Genomic DNA, 18,000 nt, shown 5'->3' on the forward strand with positions numbered 1-18,000 from the left:
GGGGCCCGCGGCAGCGCTCGCCACCGACGGCCGTCCGCGCTAGCGTGGCGCCCGGTCGAACAGTGGCTCAGGTGTCCAGGGTGGGGCGCCGCCCGCACCGACCCCGGGAGCCTCTCGTGGAGTTCTCCGTCCGTCGCCGCACGAGCGGCGCAGTGGGTGTCGTCGAGGTGTGCGGCGAGCTCGACGCCGAGACCGCCGACGTCTTCGAAGCGTGCACCCTCGCCCTCCTCGCCGAGGCCCGTCACGTCGTGGTCGACCTGCGGGACACGGCCTTCGTCGACTGCCGCGGCCTGTCCAGCCTGCTCTACCTGTCCCGCCTGGCGCGCACGGTCGGGGGTGGGTTCCGGACGACGGGGGCCCGGCCCGTCGTCCGTCTCCTCTTCGACACCCTCGGGGTGACGGGTCGGCTCGGGGCCGACGCGGTCGACACGGTCGACACGGTCGACACGGAGATCGATCTGCGGGCCCCGCTGCACGCGGTCGGCCGGTGAGCGCCCGCGACGGGTCGGGCGAGCCGTCCCTCGTGGCCGCCCTCGCCGCGCTGGCCGGGATCGCGGCCGGCGACGTCGGCACCGAGGAGCTGCTGGCCCGCCTCGTCGACATCACCGCGCAGCACCTGGGCGTCGACGGGGCCGGGGTCGTGATCACCGAGGGCGAGAACGTCCGGTTCGTGCAGGCCAGCGACCACGACCTCGAAGGTCCCGAGGTGCTGCAGCAGCTCCGGCAGGAGGGGCCCTGCCGCGACGCCACCGACTTCGTGGTCGAGGTGGTCGTCGACGACCTGCGCGACCCCGTCCAGACGGCGTGGCCGGAGTACGTGGAGCGGACGGTGTCCGCGGGTTTCCTCTCCGTGGTGGCCGTCCCGCTGGTGAGCGACGGGCGGGTCTGGGGGGCTCTGGACCTCTACCGCCGCCGGCCCGGGACCTGGCAGGTCGAGGAGCTGCAGTGGGTCCGGCTGCTGGCCCACCTGGCGGCGTCCTACGTGGAGATCGCCGCCGACCGCGACGCCGCGCGCAGCGCCCAGCGGGAGCTGGCGCACACCAGCACCCACGACGCGCTGACCGGGCTGCCGAACCGGGCCCTGCTCTTCGACCGTCTCGAGCACGCCCTGCACAGCGCGCAGCGCCACGGCCGCGTCGTCGCGGTGATGTTCGTCGACCTCGACCGCTTCAAGGGCGTCAACGACACCTTCGGCCACGCGGCCGGCGACCTGGTGCTCGCGACCGTCGCGGCCCGGATGGGCGCCACCCTGCGCCAGGGCGACACGCTGGCCCGGCTCGCCGGTGACGAGTTCGTGCTGGTGTGCGAGGACCTGCCGCAGTCCGACGCCGTCGAGCTGCAGCAGAGCGTCGAGGCGGTCGTGGCACGGCTGCGTCAGGCCCTGGGGCGCTCCATCCCCGTCGGCGAGGTCGACCTCGTCGTCTCCGCCAGCATCGGCGTCGCCCTCAGCGACCAGCGCACCGACGCCGACGGCCTGCTGGCCGACGCCGACGGCGCCATGTACGTCGCCAAGCAGCACACCCCCGGACGGCTGGGCGAGTTCGCCCGCGAGACGGGGCCGAACGGGCAGCCGCTGCGCCCCCCGCTGCGTCTGCTGGAGCACCAGCTCGCCGAGGCCGAGGGGCTGCGGCAGCTGCGGATCCACTACCAACCGATCGTGGACGCCGCCGGCGCGCTGCACGCCGTGGAGGCGCTCGTGCGCTGGCAGCACCCCGTCCACGGTCTGCTGCCGGCGGCGGAGTTCATCGACCTGGCCACCCACAACGGGTCCATCGTGGGGATCGGGCGCTGGGTGATCGCCCAGACCTGCACGCAGATGGCGCTCTGGCGGGAGCAGCTGGGTTCCGCGGCACCGGCCACGGCCTACGTCAACGTCACCGCCCGTGAACTGGTCGACCCCCTGCTGGGCCCCACCATCGTCTCGGCCCTGGCCCGCAACGGTCTGGACCCCGGGCACCTGGGTCTGGAACTCCTCGAGAGCAGCTTCATCGACCCCCAGGTCCTCGTCGGTCTGCAGGAGCAGCAGCGCCTCGGTCACCCGTTGTCCGTCGACGACTTCGGCACCGGGTACTCCTCGCTGTCCCGGCTCGTGGAACTCCCCGTGCGGCTCGCCAAGATCGACAAGTCGTTCGTCGCCGGCATCGCCACCGACCCGCGCCGCCGTGCCCTGGTGGCGGCCGTGGTCACGGTCGCCGCCAGCCTCGACCTGCGGGTGATCGCCGAAGGGGTGGAGACCGAGGCCCAGGCGCTGGAGGTCGCCGCCGCCGGCTGCGACTACCTGCAGGGGTACTGGTGCGGGAAGCCACAACCGGCCGAGGCCCTCACGGCGCAGTGGCTGAGCTCGACCGCCCGCCGCTGAGCGCGGGCGCGGACCGGTCGCGCACCCAGGCGGGCACGTCGGCCGGCGCCAGCGGTCGGCTGTGCAGGTACCCCTGCGTCTCGTCGACCCCGAGCGAGCGCAGGACCTCCAGCGTCGCCTCGTCCTCGACCCCCTCGGCGACGACCCGCAGGCCGAGGCGGTGCGCGAGTTCCACGGTGCCGGCCACGATCTGCCGCACTCGATCGTCACCGGACAGCCGCACCGTGAAGGACCGGTCGAGCTTGACCTCCGTCGCGGGCAGGTCGACGAGGTAGGACAGCGACGAGTACCCCGTCCCGTAGTCGTCGATGCTCAGCCCGAAACCGCGGTGACGGATCTCCCGGGTCATCTCCACCGCCTGCTCGGGGTTGCTCATGAGCAACGTCTCGGTGACCTCGAGGACGACGACGGTCGGATCCAGGCCCTCGGCGAGCAGCTCGTCGAGCAGGACGAGCAGACCCGGGTCGGCCAGCGAGCTCGCGGACAGGTTCACGGCCACCCGGACCTCGTCCGTCCATGGCGCCGCCCTCGCCCACACCGTCGCCTCCCGCAGCACGAACTCCGTGAGGTCGGCCATGTGGCCTCCGCGTTCGACCAGGTCGAGGAAGGCGGCGGGCGCGAGCAGACCGAGGCGGGGGTGCTGCCAGCGCACGAGGGCCTCGACCCCGGCCAGGGCACCGGAGCGCAGGTCCAGCTGCGGCTGGTAGTGCACCCGGAACTGCCGACCCACCTCACCGGTGGCGAAGAGGCAGGACAGCTCGTCGGACGTCAGCGCCTCCTCGCGGCCGGCGCGGTCGATGGCGTCGTCGTAGAGGCGCACGACCTCCCCCGTCGACTTCGCCTGGTACATGGCGGCGTCGGCGCGGCGCAGCAGCTCGCCCCCGTCCAGCGTCCCCGCCGGGTCCTCGGCGCGGGTCGGGAGGGCGATCCCGACGCTCGCGGACACCTGACCGGTGCCCTCGACTCCACCGGCACCCTGCACGGCGGCCGCCAGCTCGTGCGCGAAGCGCACGGCACCCACCGCGTCCGCACCGGGCAGGAGCAGGGCGAACTCGTCCCCGCCGAGACGCGCCAGCACCGCGCCCGCAGGGACGGCGGCCGCCAACCGGCCCGCCGTGCGCTGCAGCAGCCGGTCGCCGACGGCGTGGCCGAACCGGTCGTTGACCTCCTTGAACCGGTCGAGGTCCAGGAGGTAGACGGCGACGTCGTCGCCGCCCTCCGCGGCGAGGTCCAGCTGCTGGCCGAAGGCGCGCCGGTTCGCCAGACCGGTGAGGTCGTCGGTGAGCGCGTCCTGCCGCGTCTGGGCCAACGTCGAGAGGTCCGAGACGAGCCGCACCACACGGGTGCTGACCCCGACCACGGCCAGCCCCCCGCAGATCACGGCGACGCCCGTGGACTGCGGGGGCAGCCGGGTGGCGAGCAGGATGATCGCCACGCTGGCCAGCAGCACGACGAACGTGCCGATGGTGAGCGACTGCGTCGTGGCCTCCTGGGGCCGCACCGGCCGCGCCCGCACCGTCGAGGCCCAGGCCACGACGACGCAGAACAGCCCCCACCCCGACGACGACCACGCGCCGTGCAGGAGGTCGAACGTCGTCGCCACCTCCACCGCCATGAGGAACACCACGCCGAGGGCGATCACCCAGATCCGCGGGTCCCGGACCAGGCCGGCCATGACCGCGACGGTCAGGGTCGTCCCCAGCACGATGAAGAGGGCGGAGGAACGGGCCACCGACAGGTCGAGGACCCACCAGGGCAGCAACTGCTCGCGACCTCCGGCGCGCCAGGCGATCACGAGGTGGAGCAGCGCCGAGACGGCCAGACCGGCGCTGATCCCGTTCAACCAGTCACCCGGATCGGCGAGCCTCGTGCTGGTCCGGTTCCAGACGATGAGTCCCTGGTACACCAGCACGCACGCGAGCAGGCAGGACGCGCTCAGCACGACGTCCCCGGGTAGCTCGAGGCCCGCCCGGCCGCTCGCCCCGGCCAGGGCGCTCAGTCCGAACTGCGCGAGCGCTCCCGCGCACACCACCGCGGTGGCCCGCGCGAGCCACCGCCACACCGCGCGCTCGTCGTCGGTCGTCCCCGCCTTGTGACGCAGCACCACGACGGCGAGGCCCACCCCGACCAGGCGCAGACCGGCGGAGACGATCTCCCCGGCGACAGCCGTCGCGGGGAGCAGGACGAGGACAGCGCTCACGAGCAGCACGGAACGGAGCAGCGCCGGGCGGCGCGCACCAGTGGGTCGCGGCGACGCGGACGGGCTGCTGGGGTGGCGCACGGGAACCTCACCGACTCGATCGTGATGATCCCCGGCCTGTTGGAGGAACCCTGGTGTCATCGGCGAACCATCTCCGCAGGTGGAGCGCCCGAACCGGTGACGTGGTGCGGAATCCACCCCGCTTGCCCTGCTCGCCCGCAGGTGGTGTTGTGACCTCTACAGCGATGTGTTGCCCCGAACCCTGGTGGCGCGTCGGTCACGACGCGGACGACAGGAACGGCCATGGCACTCGAGCAGTCCCCGACGGCGGGCGCGACGCGCACCGCGCGAGCGGCCCACCGCAGCACCAGCACGTACACGGCGCTCGCGCAGCGCGTGCGCGAGGCCGGGCTCATGCGACGCCGCCTCGGCTACTACTGGCGCCGCATCACCACCCTCGTCGTCGTGCTGGCCGTCCTGGCGACGTCCCTGCAGTTCATCGGCGACACCTGGTGGGTGCTGCTGCTCGCCCCGGTCGTGTCGCTGACGTTGAGCCAGGTCGCGTTCCTGGGCCACGACGCCGCGCACCAGCAGATCTTCAGCACCCCGAAGTGGAACGCCCTCGCCTCCCGGTGCCTGGCGAGCCTGCTCGGCGGGCTCAGCCACGGTTGGTGGCTGGGCAAGCACAACCTCCACCACGCGGCGCCGAACCAGGTCGGGCGCGACACCGACATCAACTCCAAGGTCCTCGCGTTCCACCCGGAGGCGCTGGAGGGGATGGGCCGCACCCACCGGTGGCTGCTGACGCACCAGGGCTTCTGGTTCTTCCCGCTGCTGATGCTCGAAGGCTTCAACCTGCACGTCGACAGCGCCTCGGCCCTGTTGCGACGGGGCGCGATGAAGCGCACCCACGTCGACGTCCTCATGGTCGTGGGCCGCTGGGCGGTCTACGCCACGATCCTGCTGCTGGCGGTGTCCCCGGGGAAGGCCGCCGCCTTCGTCGCGATCGAGGTGTCCGTCTTCGGGGTCCTGCTGGGCGGGGCCTTCGCCCCCAACCACACGGGGATGCCGCTGCTGGCCCGGGGCGCGAAGCTCGACTTCCTCAACCGCCAGGTCCTGTCCTCGCGCAACGTGGGGGGCGGCCGCCTCGTCGACTTCTTCATGGGCGGACTGAACCGCCAGGTCGAGCACCACCTCTTCCCGAGCATGCCGCGGCCGAACCTGCGCCTCGTGCAGCCCCTGGTGCGCGCGCACTGCGCCGAGGTCGGCATCCCCTACACCCAGACCAGCGTCACCGGCGCCTTCGCAGCCGTCGTCACGCACCTCAACACCGTGGGCCTCGCCGGGCGGCGGCAGAACTCCTGCCCGCTGGCGGCACAGCTGCGCAGCTGAGGCCGCCGGGCGACCCGACGCGTGCGGTGGCGCCGGGGTGCGAGCGGCCCCACAGTGGGCACGGACCCGGTCGGGTCCGAGGTGATCGCGCTCCCCCGGGCCGGCGCTCCGACGAGGGACGGATCAGCAGGTGCTTCAGCTCGAACTCCCCACCGAGACCCGGTCGGTGTCGCTGGCCCGTCACCGCGTGCACGAGTACTGCGTCGGTGACGACTGCGCCGCCGCCTCCACCCGCGGTGGGACCGCGGCGCCCGGTGTCGACCTGTTGCAGGTCGTGGCCCTGCTGACCACCGAACTCGTCGCCAACGCCGTCCGGCACGGCGGTGGGGACCGGGTGCGGGTGACGGTGGACTGCTCGGTGGGCGGGGTGCGGGTCACGTGCTCCGACGACAACCCGGCCGAGCCGGTCGTGCGCCAGGTCGACGCCGACGCGACGAGCGGTCGGGGCATGGCCCTGGTCGACGTCCTCGCCGACAGCTGGGGCAGCGTCCGGGCGGTCACCGGGAAGCAGGTGTGGTTCCAGGTCGGCGGCGACGCCTGAACCTGCGACGCCGGCCTGCGACGCCTCAGGAGATCCGACCGGGACCCGCCTCGGGCGGACGCGGTCGGTCCTCCGGGTGGGCCCGGACGGCGAGGATCGCGCAGTCGTCCTCGGGCGAATCGCCGACGAGTTCCACCACGAGCCGGTCCAGCAGTTCCTCCAGGGTGAGCCCGCCGCAGCTGCTCAGGACCCGGCGGAGGTCGGCGAGGCCGTCGTCCAGGCTCCGGCCGCGGTGTTCGATGAGCCCGTCGGTGTAGAGGAGCACCGTGCTGCCCGGCGGCAGCAGGTGCACCTGGTCGGTCCGGACGGTCTCCGGGATCAGCCCGATGAGCAGTTCCGGCTCGGACTCCATGACCTCCGTGCCACCGTCGGCGGTCAGGACGACCGGCGGGGGGTGGCCGGCGTTCGTCCAGCGGAGCCTGCGCAGCCCCTCCGCGGCGTCCTCCTCGGTCTGCTCGATGCGCGCCAGGACGAGGGTCGCGAGGCCCTCGACGTGCAGACCCGCGAGCGCCCGGTCGAGGCGGGACACGACCTGCGACGGAGGTTCCAGGCGGTCGAAGGCGAACGCGCGCAACAGACCTCGCAGCTGACCCATGTGCCCCGCGGCGGTCATGTCGTGGCCGGTGACGTCGCCGATGACGACGGTGGTGGCCCCGTCGGGGAGGACGACGGCGTCGTACCAGTCCCCGCCCACGTACTCCCCCACCGCGGCGGGGACGTAGCGGGCGCGGATCTCGAGGTGGTCCGGTTCGGGCAACCGGGTCAGCATCGACTGCTGGAGGATCTCCGCGGCGCTCCGGCGTTCGCGGATGAGGGTCGCGCGCTGCACGGCCTGGGCGGTGTAGCCGGCCAGCGCCTGCAGCGCCGCCCGCTGCTCCGTGGAGAAGTCCTGGGCCTGGTCCCAGTAGAGGAAGACGGCGCCCACGACGTCGCGTCCGACGACGAGCGGGAGGTTCACCGTCGCCCCCAGGGGCGGCAGGACGGCGCGGGCCGGGAGGTCCGGGTGCACCGCGAGCAACTGCTCGCGGTCCCGGTGGAAGATCGCTCGCCGGGTGCGGACCGCGGCGGCCACCGGTGAGTCCTCGTCCCAGGAGATCCGGGCCCAGGAGGGGTTCATGCCGGCCGGCATGTGCTCCAGCGAGCTGAACCGGAGGTGCGTGCGGGCCGCGTCCGCCAGCAGCAGCCCGCCGCCCGCGGCTCCCAGTTCCGCGGCCACGACGTCGGTGATCGTGGCGGCCACCTGGTCCACGGTGATCGTCGCGGTCAGGGCCTCGCTCAGCGTGAGCAGCAGCCGCCCGAAGCGGCCCGCGTCCTCGGCGGCGGTCTGGGCCGCGCGCGCGGCGGCGGCGTCGGCGAGGGCCGCGTCGCGCTGCTTGGCGGCCACCACCTGGCCGGTCACGTCGCTCTGGACGCTGACCCGGTGGATGAGGCGGCCTTCGGCGTCGAAGACCGGGGACACGACGACGTGGTTGTAGAACGCCGACCCGTCCTGGCGGTAGTTCAGCAGGACCTGGCTCACCGTCCTGCCGGCGGCGATGCCGTCGCGCAGGTTCGCGACGGCCTCGGGGTCGGTGTCCGGCCCCTGCAGGAAGCGGCAGTTGCGCCCCAGCACCTCCGCGGCGTCCCAGCCGGTGAGCTGCTCGAAGTTCCGGCTGACCCAGATGAGCGGTTCGTCCGCCGCGGCCGGGTCGCTGATGGCCATCGCGAGACCGCTGGAGAGCACCGAGCGGTGGGCCCGGTCGACCACGGCGGCGGCCCGGACCCCGGCCACGGCGTCGGGGAAGCGCACCGGCAGCAGGACCAGCAGCGAGCGCGCCCGCAACGGCAGCGGCGCGTCGTGCAGCGGCATCCCGATGGCCCACAACGCCTCCCGGGCCTCGGTCGCCTCCGACCGCAACGCCGCGCTGACCTGGCGGCCGGTGTCGGGATCACCCGCGGCGACCCGGGTGAGCGGGGTGCTGCTCGCGCTCAGCGGGCTTCCCGGGTCGACCTCGAGTCCCGCCGCGCGCGACCAGTCCTCGACGTCGAGGGGCAGCCGCACGTCGGGGGCCAGCTGGCGGGCCAGGTCGTTGACGTAGACGACCTTGGTCGACTCGGTGTCGACGAGCAGGACCGCCGCCGGGTAGTCGTGCACCACGGCGGGGAGTTGCCCGACACCGCCCGGCAACGCACCCGCAGGCTGATGACTCACGGTGCGAGCTTACGAGCGTCGCGCCCCGGCGCGCGCCGCCGCAGGCCGCCAGGACCGGTCCCCCCGCTCGACCGGTGCCGGCGAAGGAGGGTGTGACAGGGCCCCCCGGGAGGGCCGTTCCGGCGGGCCTCGACCGCCCGCGGCGTGTTCGACTGGCGTCGGTCCCGGAGTCGATCCCCGGACCCCACCACCCTTTCGCCGTCCGCGAGGAGAACGCACCGCATGACCACGACCGTGAAGGCCTACGCGGCCACCGCCGCCGACCAGCCGCTGACCCCGACCACCATCGAGCGTCGCGACGTCGGGCCGCACGACGTCCTGATCGACATCAAGTTCGCCGGCATCTGCCACTCCGACATCCACACCGCCCGCAGCGAGTGGGGCGCCACGAACTACCCGGTCGTCGTCGGCCACGAGATCGCCGGCATCGTCGCCGAGGTCGGCTCCGAGGTCACCAAGCACTCCGTCGGCGACCGCGTCGGCGTCGGCTGCATGGTCGACTCCTGCGGGGAGTGCGAGTACTGCACGGGCGGCGAGGAGCAGTTCTGCGTCAAGGGCAACGTCGGCACCTACGCCGGTGTCGGCAAGGACGGCCAGCCCACCCAGGGCGGCTACTCCCAGGCCATCGTCGTGACCGAGGCCTTCGTCCTGAACATCCCCGACGGCATCGAGCTCGACGAGGCCGCACCGCTGCTGTGCGCGGGGATCACCACGTACTCCCCGCTGCGCCACTGGGGCGCCGGCCCCGGCAAGAAGGTCGCCGTCGTCGGCCTCGGTGGGCTCGGCCACATGGCCGTCAAGATCGCCGCCGCCATGGGCGCCGAGGTCACCGTCCTGTCGCAGTCGCTGAAGAAGCAGGAGGACGGGCTGCGCCTGGGCGCCGCGCACTACTACGCGACCTCCGATCAGTCGACGTTCCAGGACCTCGCGAGTTCCTTCGACCTCATCGTGAACACGGTCAGCGCCGTCGTCGACCTCGACGCCTACCTCTCGCTGCTGCGCGTGGGCGGCACGATGGTGAACGTCGGGGCGCCGGAGAAGCCGTTGTCGCTCGCGGTGTTCTCGCTCATCATGGCGCGGCGGTCGCTCGCCGGTTCCCCCATCGGTGGGATCCGCGAGACCCAGGAGATGCTCGACTTCTGCGCGGAGCACCACCTCGGCGCCGAGATCGAGGTCATCGGCGCGGAGCAGGTGAACGAGGCCTACGAACGCGTCCTGGCCTCCGACGTCCGCTACCGGTTCGTCATCGACGTCAGCACGCTGGACTGACGCACCGACGTGCAGACGGCCGGTCCTCCCGCGGGAGGGCCGGCCGTCGTCGTGTCGATCAGCCCTGATCGTCCCGCGGGTTGAGGGACGCCGGATCGCCGTCCTGGTCCTGCGACCCCTCGTCGTCCCGCGCTCCGTCGCCGGACTCCTCGTCCCGCAGATCACGGGGGTTCAGCATCTCGGGGTCCGCGTCGGTGTCCGGCACGGCCGGGTTCTCTCCTGGTTCCTGCATGCGCCCCACTGTGCGCCGCCCGCGCTGCGCCCGCGCGCGGAACACGACGCCGGCCCCGGGTCAGCGCGCGGCCCGCCGGACGCGCACGGACAGCACGACCACCGAGACGAGGAACCAGAGCGCACCGACCGCCGAGTACCCGGCGAGCGAGGACAACCCGCTGCTCGCCGAGGCGGAGCTCAGCGCGGTGAACGCGCCCGCGACGACGGACAACCCGCCGCTCGCCACCATCGGCCACTGCGCCCCCACCGTGCGGCGACGGCGGAGCGCCACGGCGAGCTGGACGGCTCCGGACACGAGCGCCCAGACCCCGAAGACGAGCAGGGCCGAGCCGACGCTGTCCCGCACGGCGACGACCATCGCGACGGCGGCGGCGACCCCGAGGACCACGTTGAGGGTCCGGACCCCGCCCGTCGCGTCGGTCCCGGCCACGCGGCGTTCCAGCAACGTCGCGACGGCGTCCCACACCGGGTAGGCGACGAGCAGGACGCCCGAGACCGTGGTGGGGACGTCGGTGGCCACGAGCGAGGCGGACGTCGTGAGGACGAGCACCACCCAGACGGTCGACACCACCGCCCGGACCAGGTGCAGGGTCCGGAGGCCGTCCGGGGTCACGGTCACGGTGGTCGGGTTCTGCGAGGGGCTGGTCGTCCGCTGGGTCATGGCGTCCAGCCTCTGCGTCGCCGAGGAGGAGCGCGTACTCCCACTGGACCGTTTCCCGCGGGGCGTCCGCCCGCACCGGAGGGGCGTGTACTTCGTCCGTAGTACGCCGCCGGGTGGCCCCGGGCGGAGGATCGGAGCGTGGTCACCCCGACGAACGCCGCCGAACGACCGGCGACACCGCCCTGGATCCGGCGCCCGCTGCTGCCCCACGCCCTCGCCTACGGCGTTGCGGCACTGGTGTTCGCGGCGCAACTGGTGGCGGTGGTGGTGACGGGTGCGGGGTGGCCGACGGCGTTCGCGGTCCTGCTGGCCGGGGGCGGGGTCGCGCTCTCGTGGTGGTGGCCGTGGTGCGGCCTGGTCGTGGCGAGCGTTGCCCCCTTCGCCGTCACGGTCGTGGGCCGCGACCCGTTGTCGGTGTGGATGACGGCGGTGCTCGTGCTGTTCTCCGTCACCCTGCGCGGCCGCAACGCGCTCGCGGGCACCGTCGTCACGGCGGTCTGCTTCCTGGCCGCGTTGATGACCGTGGGTGCCTTCCGCGGTGGCGCGTTCGCCGGGTCGGCGGCCCTGTTCTCGGCCGTGGCCGGCGGCGTGGGTGGCGCCGCTCTGCGCCTGCACCGCGAGCACTGGTGGACCCTGGAGGAACAGGCGGCGGCGGCGCTCGCGGCGCGCGAGGTCGACGTGACCCGACGGGTCACCGAAGAACGCCTGCGCATCGCCCGGGACCTGCACGACGTCGTCGGCCACCAGGTCGCGATGCTCAACGTCCACCTCGGCGTCGCGGAGATCGGACTGCCCCCCGACGCCGAGCGCTCCCGGCAGGCCCTCGTCTCCGCGCGCTCGAGCGCCGCGACGGTAGTGGTCGAGACCCAGCGGATCCTCGCGCTGCTGCGACGCGGCGACGAGGTCACGACCGAGGAGGCGCTGCGACCGACGCCCGGGCTCAGCAGCCTGAGCGGCCTGGTCGAGTCCTTCGAGGCGATCGGCCTCGACGTCGAGCCCTCCCTCCAGCTCGCCGACGGGGTCGCGGAACCGAGCCTCGGGGTGACGGTCTACCGGGTCGTCCAGGAGGCCCTCACCAACGCCCACCGCCACGGCACCGGGCCCACCACGGTCGACGTGCGCGCCACCACGGGGCGGATCTCCGTCACCGTCGAGAACGGCCTCGAGCAACGCCCCGGGAACGACCGTGAGCACGACGCCGCGGGCGGGCCGCCCACCGCGGTCCCCGGGTCCGGGATGGGACTCGTCGGGATGCGCGAACGCGTCGAGTCGGCCGGCGGACGACTCCGCGTCGGCCCCGTCGGGGAGCGGTTCCGGGTGCACGCGGAGTTCGGTCCCGTCGGGACGGGGCCCCGGTGACCACCGTCCTCGTCGTCGACGACCAGGACGACATGCGCGCGGGGATCCGGGCCATGCTCGCCCACGATCCCGGTCTGCAGGTGGTCGCGGACCTCTCCGACGGCCTGCAGGCCGTCACGTTCCTGCGCGAGCACCCCGTCGACGTCGTCCTGATGGACCTCCGGATGCCGGGCGTCGACGGGGTCGAGGCGACCCGCCGGATCCGGCTGCACCACCCGCCCGAGGAGGTCCGGGTCGTCGTGCTCACCACGTTCGACCAGGACGACGTCGTCCTCGCCGCCCTGCGTGCGGGAGCCAACGGCTTCCTCAGCAAGATGGTCGGTCCCGAGGAACTCGTCGCCGGCATCGCCGAGGTCGTCGGGGGTGGGGGGACGTTGTCGGCGGCCGCGACGTCGGCGCTGATCCACCACGTGGCGCACCGTCCCCAGCAGGAACCCGACCGCCACCTCCTCGACCGCTTCGCGGTCCTGACCCCCCGCGAACGGGACATCACCCTCCTCGTCGCGGACGGGCTCAGCAACCAGGAGATCGCCGCCCGGTTGTCGCTGTCCCCCTTCACCGTGAAGACGCACGCGGTGCGGGCGATGACGAAGGTCGGTGCGCGGGACCGGGCGCAACTCGTCTCGTTCGCCTTCCGCGCCGGACTGCGCCCTTGAGGCTCCAGCGCGCGACTCCTCTCCTCGGCTCGTAGCGTCGGAACATGCCCACCGACCTGTACACGGCCGACGTCACGGCGTCCGCCGGAACCGCCCGCTCCGACGACGGTCAGCTGGAACTCGACGTGCGCGAGGCGACGTCGAGCGACGACTCCGGCGCCACGAACCCCGAACAGCTGATGGCCGCGGCGCTGAGCACGTGCCTGCTGGAATCCCTGAAGATCGCCACCAGCACCGCCGGGGGCAGCACCGAGGGTGCTCAGGTGCGTTCCCGGGTCACGCTGGCCCAGGACGACGGCCCCGGGTACTCGGCCCGCTACGAACTCCTGGTCACCCTCCCCGACGCGGGCGCCGAGCCCGGCGACGTCCTGCAGCAGGCCCTCTCGATCTGCCCGTTCACGAAGACGATCGACGCGGCGAGCCTCGACGTGCACCTCGTCTGACGTGCTCGACGCCTGACGCGCTCGATGTCTGACGCGCTCGATCCCGGGGAGGTCCGCCGGGTCGCCGCCGCGATCGCGGCCGAGGACGAAGAACGGGCCGGGGTGGCGATGTTCCTCGGGTTGCAGCCCGCCCCGCCCCGTCGTGACGACCCGGCGCACGCCGACGTCGACCTCGGCCGTCGCCTCGGCGTCGTCTGGGACGTCCTGGCCGCGGCGGATCCCGACGTCACCGTGCAGGACGCCCTCGCGGTGCTCGCCGACCTGGAGTTCCGGCCCGTCCGGGCCCGGGCGGGGAACGAGGTCCCGGACCGGTTGGCCGCGTGGCGTCCGGAGGGGTGGCGGACACCTCCCCGGGCCGAACGCGACGCCGAGGCGGTCCGGGTCCGGGACGCCCTCGTCGGGGGGCGCCTCCTGCGCGTCGTGAACTACCACGACACCCCGCTCTCGCGGCGGGAGGAGTTCCGGGTGGAGCTCCAGGGCTACGCCGCCCGCTTCGACCCCGTGTCCGCCACCGACGTCCTCGACTTCTTCGCCACCGGACGGTGGCGCACCGGCCGACCGGGGATCGTCGCGGCGTTCTTCGACGGTTTCGCCAGCGCGGTGCGCTGCGCCGCCCCGCTGCTGGCCGAGACGGGACTGATCGGCTGGTTCTACCCGCCCACGGAGTTCCTGGACGTGCGTCCGGGCGACCAGCAGGAGTTCGCCCGGGCCCACGACTACGGCGTGCTCGAGCACCCCGGGGACCGGCTCGCCATGACCTGGGACGAACTCGCCCGTCTCGCCGAGGACCACGAGGTGTGCGGGCACACCGCCACCCACGCGGCGTCGCCCGACGTGGTGAGCGACGACGACGTCGAGCGACAGGTGCGTGAACCCGTCCGTCGGCTCACCGAGGTCTGCGGGCGGACGCCCGCGGCGTGGGCCTGGCTGGGCGGTACCCCCCACGACCCCGGTGCGCCCGGGGACCGCGCCGTGCTGGCCGCGGGGATCCCGTTGCTGACCTCGAACGCGACGCTGGAACGCCTACCGTCCTGACGTGCAGACCGCCGGGACGGAGGGTCGGTTCACTTCAGCCCGCTGCGGGAGATGCCGGCCACGAACTGCCGCTGGGCGACGCCGAAGAGGACGAGCACGGGCAGGATCGAGACCAGCGCGCCGGCCATCAGCGCCGGGTAGTCCGTCGTGTACTGCCCCTGCAGGAACGACAACCCCACCGGCAACGTGTACAGGTCGGGGTCGCGCAACGCGACCAGCGGCCAGGCGAACTCGTTCCACCGGTACATGAACGTCATGACCAGCAGCACCGCGATGAGCGGCCGCGACAACGGCAGCACGATCGACCACAACGTGCGGAACTGCCCCGCCCCGTCCAGCTGCGCCGCCTCGAGCAGTTCGTCCGGCAGCGACAAGAAGTACTGCCGGGCCAGGAACACCCCGAAGGCCTCCGCGGACCGCGGGACGATGACGGCCCAGTAGGAGTTGATCCAGCCCAGGTCGTTGACCAGGTCGAACTGCGGGATCAGCAACGTCTGGATGGGGATCATCAGGGTCGCGAGGATCAGGAAGAACACCACCGAGCGGCCGGGGAACCGGTGCTTGGCCAGCACGTACCCGGCCGTGACGTCCACGACGATGGTGATCACGACGGCCACCACGGCGATCGCGAACGAGTTCTGCAACCACTGCAGGACGGGGAAGTCCGTCAGCGCCCGGCGGAAACCCCCGAGGTCGACGCCGTGCGGCAGCAGGGAGACGCGGCCGGCGACGAGGTCGGCGCGGGAGGAGAGGGCCGTGACGACCATCCAGTACAGCGGGAAGACCCACACCAGGGCCAGGACGAGGACGACGACGAACCGCGGCCACCGCTTGGCCGGTCCCCGCGCGGTCGTCGTGGCCGAGCGCTGGACCCGCAGGTCGTGGGTGCGCGTGGAGGTGCTCACGACTCCTCCTCGCTCCGGGCCTGGATCCGCCACCACAGCAGGGTGGCGAGCAGGATCACGAGGAAGACGACGACCCCGATCGCGGAGCCGTAGCCCTGACGTCGGGCCTGGAAACCCTGGGTGTAGGCGTAGGTGACGAGGATGTCCGTCGCTCCCGCCGGCCCACCGCCGGTCATGACGCGCACGACGTCGAACACCTGGAACACCTCGATCACCATGAGGACCGTGACGAAGAACGTGGTGGGGCGCAGCAGCGGCCAGCTGACGAACCGGATCCGCTGCCACCGGGAGGCCCCGTCGAGTTCCGCGGCCTCCAGGAGGTCCCCGTCGATGCCCTGCAGGGCGCTGAGGTAGAGGACCACGACGAGTCCGGTGCGCGCCCAGAAGAGCATCACGAACACCGAGACCGCCGCGGCGGTCCCGCCCGACTGCCAGTCCGGGGCGGGCAACCCCCAGCCGGAGAGGGTGCGGTCGACGATGCCGACGTTCTCGTCGAAGATCCAGCGCCCGGCCATCGCGACCACGACCCCCGAGATCACGTAGGGGGCGAGGAACAGCGCGCGGAAGATCCCGCGGGCCGGCAACCGGTCCCGCAGCAGCAGCGCGATGCCGAACCCGGCCGCGATGCTCGTCGGCACCGAGACGAGCGCCAGCAGACCGGTGTTGCCCGCGGCCCGCCAGAACGACGGGTCGCCCACCATCCGGGTGTAGTTCTGCAGGCCCACGAAGTCGGCGGTGCCGATGCCCGTCGAGTTCGTGAGCGAGATCCGCACGGCCTGCACCAACGGCCAGAGCACGAACAGGCCGAACAGGACGAGCGCCGGCGTGAGCAGCGCGTAGGAGACCCCCCAGCGCCGGACGGCGGCCGCCCGGCGCCCGTGCGCCGGCCGGACCGCGAGCGAGCTGACGCTCTGGCTCACGACGTGAGGACCGACTGCACCCCGGCGACGAGCTGCGCCAGGGCTGCCCGGTCGTCGTCGCTGCCCAGGAAGATCGCGTCGAGGCGGTCGGCGAGCTGCCCGTTGACCGCGCTGAAGTCGGGGACGACGACCTGCTGGACGAGCTGCTCGCGGATGGTGGTCGCCTGCTCGACGAACAACGGCATCAGGTCGGGGCGGACCGTGTAGTCCAGGGTGGCCGGGTCCACGTCGGTCCGGGTGGGCAGGACGGTCGCGGCGGCGCAGAACGCACCCATCTGCTCCGCACCCGCGCAGTAGGCCAGGAAGTCCAGGGCCGCGTCCTTGCGCGGGCTCGCCTCGACCGCGACGAGGGCGTTCCCGCCGAGGTCGGCGGAGGCGTTGACGTCGCGGGGCAGGAACGTCGCCTGGTAGTCGAACCCGGCGCCGTCGATCTCCTCCAGGAGGAAGTCCCCGGCGAAGACCATGGCGACGGTCTGGTTCACGAAGAGGTCGCTCGCGGGCTGGCCGCGGGAGGAGGAGGCCTGCGGGACCAGGCCCCGGCGGAAGAAGTCCCGGGTGTGGGTGAGGGCCTTCAGCATCCCGGGGTCGTCGGCCGCGACGCCCTTCAGGTCCTCGGTCAGCAGTCGGCCCCCGGCCTGGTCGACGAAGTTCAGCCAGCGGTAGGCCCCGGCGTTCTGCCAGTTCACCGCGAAGGCGTAGGTGTCCGCGCGCGAGGGCTGCACCCGGCCGGCGGCGTCGAGGAACTGCTCCCACGTCCACGCGGTGTCCAGCGTGCTCGGCAGCGTCCCGAGCCCGGCCGAGGCGACCGCGGCGGTGTTCACCAGGACCATGGAGGTGTCGGTGTGGTGCGGGACGCCGAACGTGCCCTCGTCGTCGCTGACGGCGCTCCAGAACGCCGGGAGGAACGACTTCTCCAGGCTGGACGCGTCCTTCAGGTCCGCCAGCACGTTCTGCGCCCGGTAGGCCGCGACGTCGGTGTAGCTGACCCGGAAGAGGTCCGGCGGGCTGTCGGTGCGCAGACCGGTGTCGACGGCGGTCAGGACCTCCGAGTACGGCACGACCTGCAGCTTCACGGTCGGACCGCCCTGGGCCTTGAACCCGTCCGCGAGGGTCTGGAACGCCTTGAGCTCGGCATCACCGGCCCACGTGATCATCGTCAGGGTGCTGTCGTCCCCGCCCGAGGGCGGGTCGTCGGAACCGGTCGAGAACCCGCCGCAGGCGCTGAGGCCGAGGGCACCGGCGGTGCCGGCGCCGGCGGCCAGGACCGACCGTCGGGTGGGCCGTCGGGTGGGCCGTCGGGTGGGAGTGGTGGAACGCGACATCAGGACTCCGGGGGGCTGCGCGGGCGCTGGGGCACTCGCTGGGTGAGGCAGCGGGGGGAAGGGTGGCCTCACCGTATCGGCGTGCCCTCGGCGCGGCGCGGTCAAACCCACAGGAGTTTCGAGATGCGACGCCGGCCGTCTCGCGGTCCGATGGCGGGGTAGGGCCCGCGCGGGCGAATCCCCGCCCGGTCAGCGCCGTGCCCACCGACGACGAGGAGAATCCTGTGATCAAGTACCTGCACGACGCCGGTGTGAAGTCCGACTGGGCCTACACCGCCGGTTTCGCGAGCATCGGCCTCTCGTTCCTGGCCTGGGGGATCTCCCGTCAGGCGGAGGACGCCGGGACCGACCGCGCCGACCGCTGGGGCATCTTCGTCGGCCACTGGGCCCCCACCTTCTTCGGTGTCGGCCTGGCCCTGCACACCTACGAGAAGTGATCCGCGGGCGTCACCCGGTCCCCGGGTGACGCCCTCCCCGCACCGGACGGTCCCGCACGGAGCGTGGGGGGCTTCG

General features: G+C 73.1%; 17 protein-coding genes. 10 read left to right on the plus strand and 7 right to left on the minus strand.

The window, feature by feature from the left end; genetic code table 11:
- Positions 1–116 precede the first annotated feature (116 nt).
- Together AC0I8G_RS01020 and AC0I8G_RS01025 are read left to right on the plus strand one after the other, a co-directional pair.
- Positions 117–491, plus strand: coding sequence for an STAS domain-containing protein (locus AC0I8G_RS01020; RefSeq protein WP_471728306.1), 375 nt, complete (start codon positions 117–119; stop codon positions 489–491).
- Positions 488–2,359 (plus strand): putative bifunctional diguanylate cyclase/phosphodiesterase, encoded by a 1,872-nt coding sequence (locus AC0I8G_RS01025; protein ID WP_471728307.1) that lies wholly within the window; start codon positions 488–490, stop codon positions 2,357–2,359. Before AC0I8G_RS01020 ends, AC0I8G_RS01025 begins: the two co-directional genes overlap by 4 nt.
- Here the strand turns inward: AC0I8G_RS01025 and AC0I8G_RS01030 are convergent.
- On the minus strand, positions 2,322–4,559 hold the full coding sequence (locus tag AC0I8G_RS01030; RefSeq protein WP_471728308.1) for a putative bifunctional diguanylate cyclase/phosphodiesterase: 2,238 nt from the start codon (positions 4,557–4,559) through the stop codon (positions 2,322–2,324). The genes AC0I8G_RS01025 and AC0I8G_RS01030 overlap by 38 nt on opposite strands.
- Before the next feature lie 303 nt (positions 4,560–4,862).
- Here AC0I8G_RS01030 and AC0I8G_RS01035 point away from each other — a divergent pair, with 303 nt between their 5' ends.
- Positions 4,863–5,951, plus strand: coding sequence for a fatty acid desaturase family protein (locus tag AC0I8G_RS01035; RefSeq protein WP_471728309.1), 1,089 nt, complete (start codon positions 4,863–4,865; stop codon positions 5,949–5,951).
- Positions 5,952–6,081: 130 nt separating this feature from the next.
- Positions 6,082–6,492, plus strand: coding sequence for an ATP-binding protein (locus tag AC0I8G_RS01040; protein WP_380259183.1), 411 nt, complete (start codon positions 6,082–6,084; stop codon positions 6,490–6,492).
- Between the two features lie 25 nt (positions 6,493–6,517).
- On the opposite strand, the gene AC0I8G_RS01045 is transcribed toward AC0I8G_RS01040, so the two are convergent.
- Positions 6,518–8,683 (minus strand): PP2C family protein-serine/threonine phosphatase, encoded by a 2,166-nt coding sequence (locus AC0I8G_RS01045; protein ID WP_471728310.1) that lies wholly within the window; start codon positions 8,681–8,683, stop codon positions 6,518–6,520.
- Positions 8,684–8,905: 222 nt separating this feature from the next.
- Between AC0I8G_RS01045 and AC0I8G_RS01050 the strand changes: the two genes are divergently transcribed.
- Positions 8,906–9,952 carry an NAD(P)-dependent alcohol dehydrogenase gene (locus AC0I8G_RS01050; RefSeq protein ID WP_471728311.1) on the plus strand — a complete coding sequence of 349 codons (1,047 nt, stop codon included), beginning with the start codon at positions 8,906–8,908 and terminating at the stop codon, positions 9,950–9,952.
- Between the two features lie 58 nt (positions 9,953–10,010).
- On the opposite strand, the gene AC0I8G_RS01055 is transcribed toward AC0I8G_RS01050, so the two are convergent.
- Positions 10,011–10,184, minus strand: a complete 174-nt coding sequence (locus AC0I8G_RS01055) for a hypothetical protein (protein WP_471728312.1) — start codon at positions 10,182–10,184, stop codon at positions 10,011–10,013.
- 60 nt (positions 10,185–10,244) lie between these two features.
- Complete coding sequence (locus AC0I8G_RS01060; protein WP_471728313.1) at positions 10,245–10,847, minus strand: DUF308 domain-containing protein; 603 nt, start codon at positions 10,845–10,847, stop codon at positions 10,245–10,247.
- Positions 10,848–10,985: 138 nt separating this feature from the next.
- Here AC0I8G_RS01060 and AC0I8G_RS01065 point away from each other — a divergent pair, with 138 nt between their 5' ends.
- From AC0I8G_RS01065 to AC0I8G_RS01080, 4 genes are read left to right on the plus strand one after another with little or no spacing between them, the layout of a single operon-like run.
- Positions 10,986–12,206, plus strand: a complete 1,221-nt coding sequence (locus AC0I8G_RS01065; RefSeq protein WP_471728314.1) for a sensor histidine kinase — start codon at positions 10,986–10,988, stop codon at positions 12,204–12,206.
- Complete coding sequence (locus AC0I8G_RS01070; RefSeq protein WP_471728315.1) at positions 12,203–12,862, plus strand: response regulator transcription factor; 660 nt, start codon at positions 12,203–12,205, stop codon at positions 12,860–12,862. Before AC0I8G_RS01065 ends, AC0I8G_RS01070 begins: the two co-directional genes overlap by 4 nt.
- Positions 12,863–12,906: 44 nt before the next feature.
- Positions 12,907–13,305 carry an OsmC family protein gene (locus AC0I8G_RS01075; protein ID WP_471728316.1) on the plus strand — a complete coding sequence of 133 codons (399 nt, stop codon included), beginning with the start codon at positions 12,907–12,909 and terminating at the stop codon, positions 13,303–13,305.
- 24 nt (positions 13,306–13,329) lie between these two features.
- Positions 13,330–14,340, plus strand: a complete 1,011-nt coding sequence (locus AC0I8G_RS01080) for a polysaccharide deacetylase family protein (protein ID WP_471728317.1) — start codon at positions 13,330–13,332, stop codon at positions 14,338–14,340.
- A gap of 29 nt (positions 14,341–14,369) precedes the next feature.
- Here the strand turns inward: AC0I8G_RS01080 and AC0I8G_RS01085 are convergent, their stop codons facing one another.
- Genes AC0I8G_RS01085 through AC0I8G_RS01095 form a run of 3 tightly spaced genes read right to left on the minus strand, consistent with a single transcriptional unit; the run spans position 14,370 to position 17,487 of the window.
- Positions 14,370–15,245, minus strand: a complete 876-nt coding sequence (locus AC0I8G_RS01085; RefSeq protein ID WP_471728318.1) for a carbohydrate ABC transporter permease — start codon at positions 15,243–15,245, stop codon at positions 14,370–14,372.
- Positions 15,242–16,165, minus strand: coding sequence for a carbohydrate ABC transporter permease (locus AC0I8G_RS01090; protein ID WP_471728319.1), 924 nt, complete (start codon positions 16,163–16,165; stop codon positions 15,242–15,244). The genes AC0I8G_RS01085 and AC0I8G_RS01090 overlap by 4 nt, the downstream gene beginning before the upstream one ends.
- The gene (locus tag AC0I8G_RS01095; protein WP_471728320.1) at positions 16,162–17,487 is read right to left on the minus strand and encodes an ABC transporter substrate-binding protein; all 1,326 of its coding nucleotides are present in this window, start codon (positions 17,485–17,487) and stop codon (positions 16,162–16,164) included. Before AC0I8G_RS01095 ends, AC0I8G_RS01090 begins: the two co-directional genes overlap by 4 nt.
- Before the next feature lie 224 nt (positions 17,488–17,711).
- Here AC0I8G_RS01095 and AC0I8G_RS01100 point away from each other — a divergent pair, with 224 nt between their 5' ends.
- On the plus strand, positions 17,712–17,924 hold the full coding sequence (locus AC0I8G_RS01100) for a hypothetical protein (protein WP_380161148.1): 213 nt from the start codon (positions 17,712–17,714) through the stop codon (positions 17,922–17,924).
- Positions 17,925–18,000 lie beyond the last annotated feature (76 nt).

The organism is Kineococcus sp. AC630 (assembly GCF_979255925.1).

Excerpts from the sequence above, each read along its gene's own strand:
- AC0I8G_RS01060 (WP_471728313.1), bottom strand. The coding sequence starts at position 10,847 with ATGACCCAGCGGACGACCAGCCCCTCGCAGAACCCGACCACCGTGACC.
- AC0I8G_RS01050 (WP_471728311.1), top strand. The coding sequence starts at position 8,906 with ATGACCACGACCGTGAAGGCCTACGCGGCCACCGCCGCCGACCAGCCG.
- AC0I8G_RS01035 (WP_471728309.1), top strand. The coding sequence starts at position 4,863 with ATGGCACTCGAGCAGTCCCCGACGGCGGGCGCGACGCGCACCGCGCGA.
- AC0I8G_RS01080 (WP_471728317.1), top strand. The coding sequence starts at position 13,330 with ATGTCTGACGCGCTCGATCCCGGGGAGGTCCGCCGGGTCGCCGCCGCG.
- AC0I8G_RS01075 (WP_471728316.1), top strand. The coding sequence starts at position 12,907 with ATGCCCACCGACCTGTACACGGCCGACGTCACGGCGTCCGCCGGAACC.
- AC0I8G_RS01095 (WP_471728320.1), bottom strand. The coding sequence starts at position 17,487 with ATGTCGCGTTCCACCACTCCCACCCGACGGCCCACCCGACGGCCCACC.
- AC0I8G_RS01055 (WP_471728312.1), bottom strand. The coding sequence starts at position 10,184 with ATGCAGGAACCAGGAGAGAACCCGGCCGTGCCGGACACCGACGCGGAC.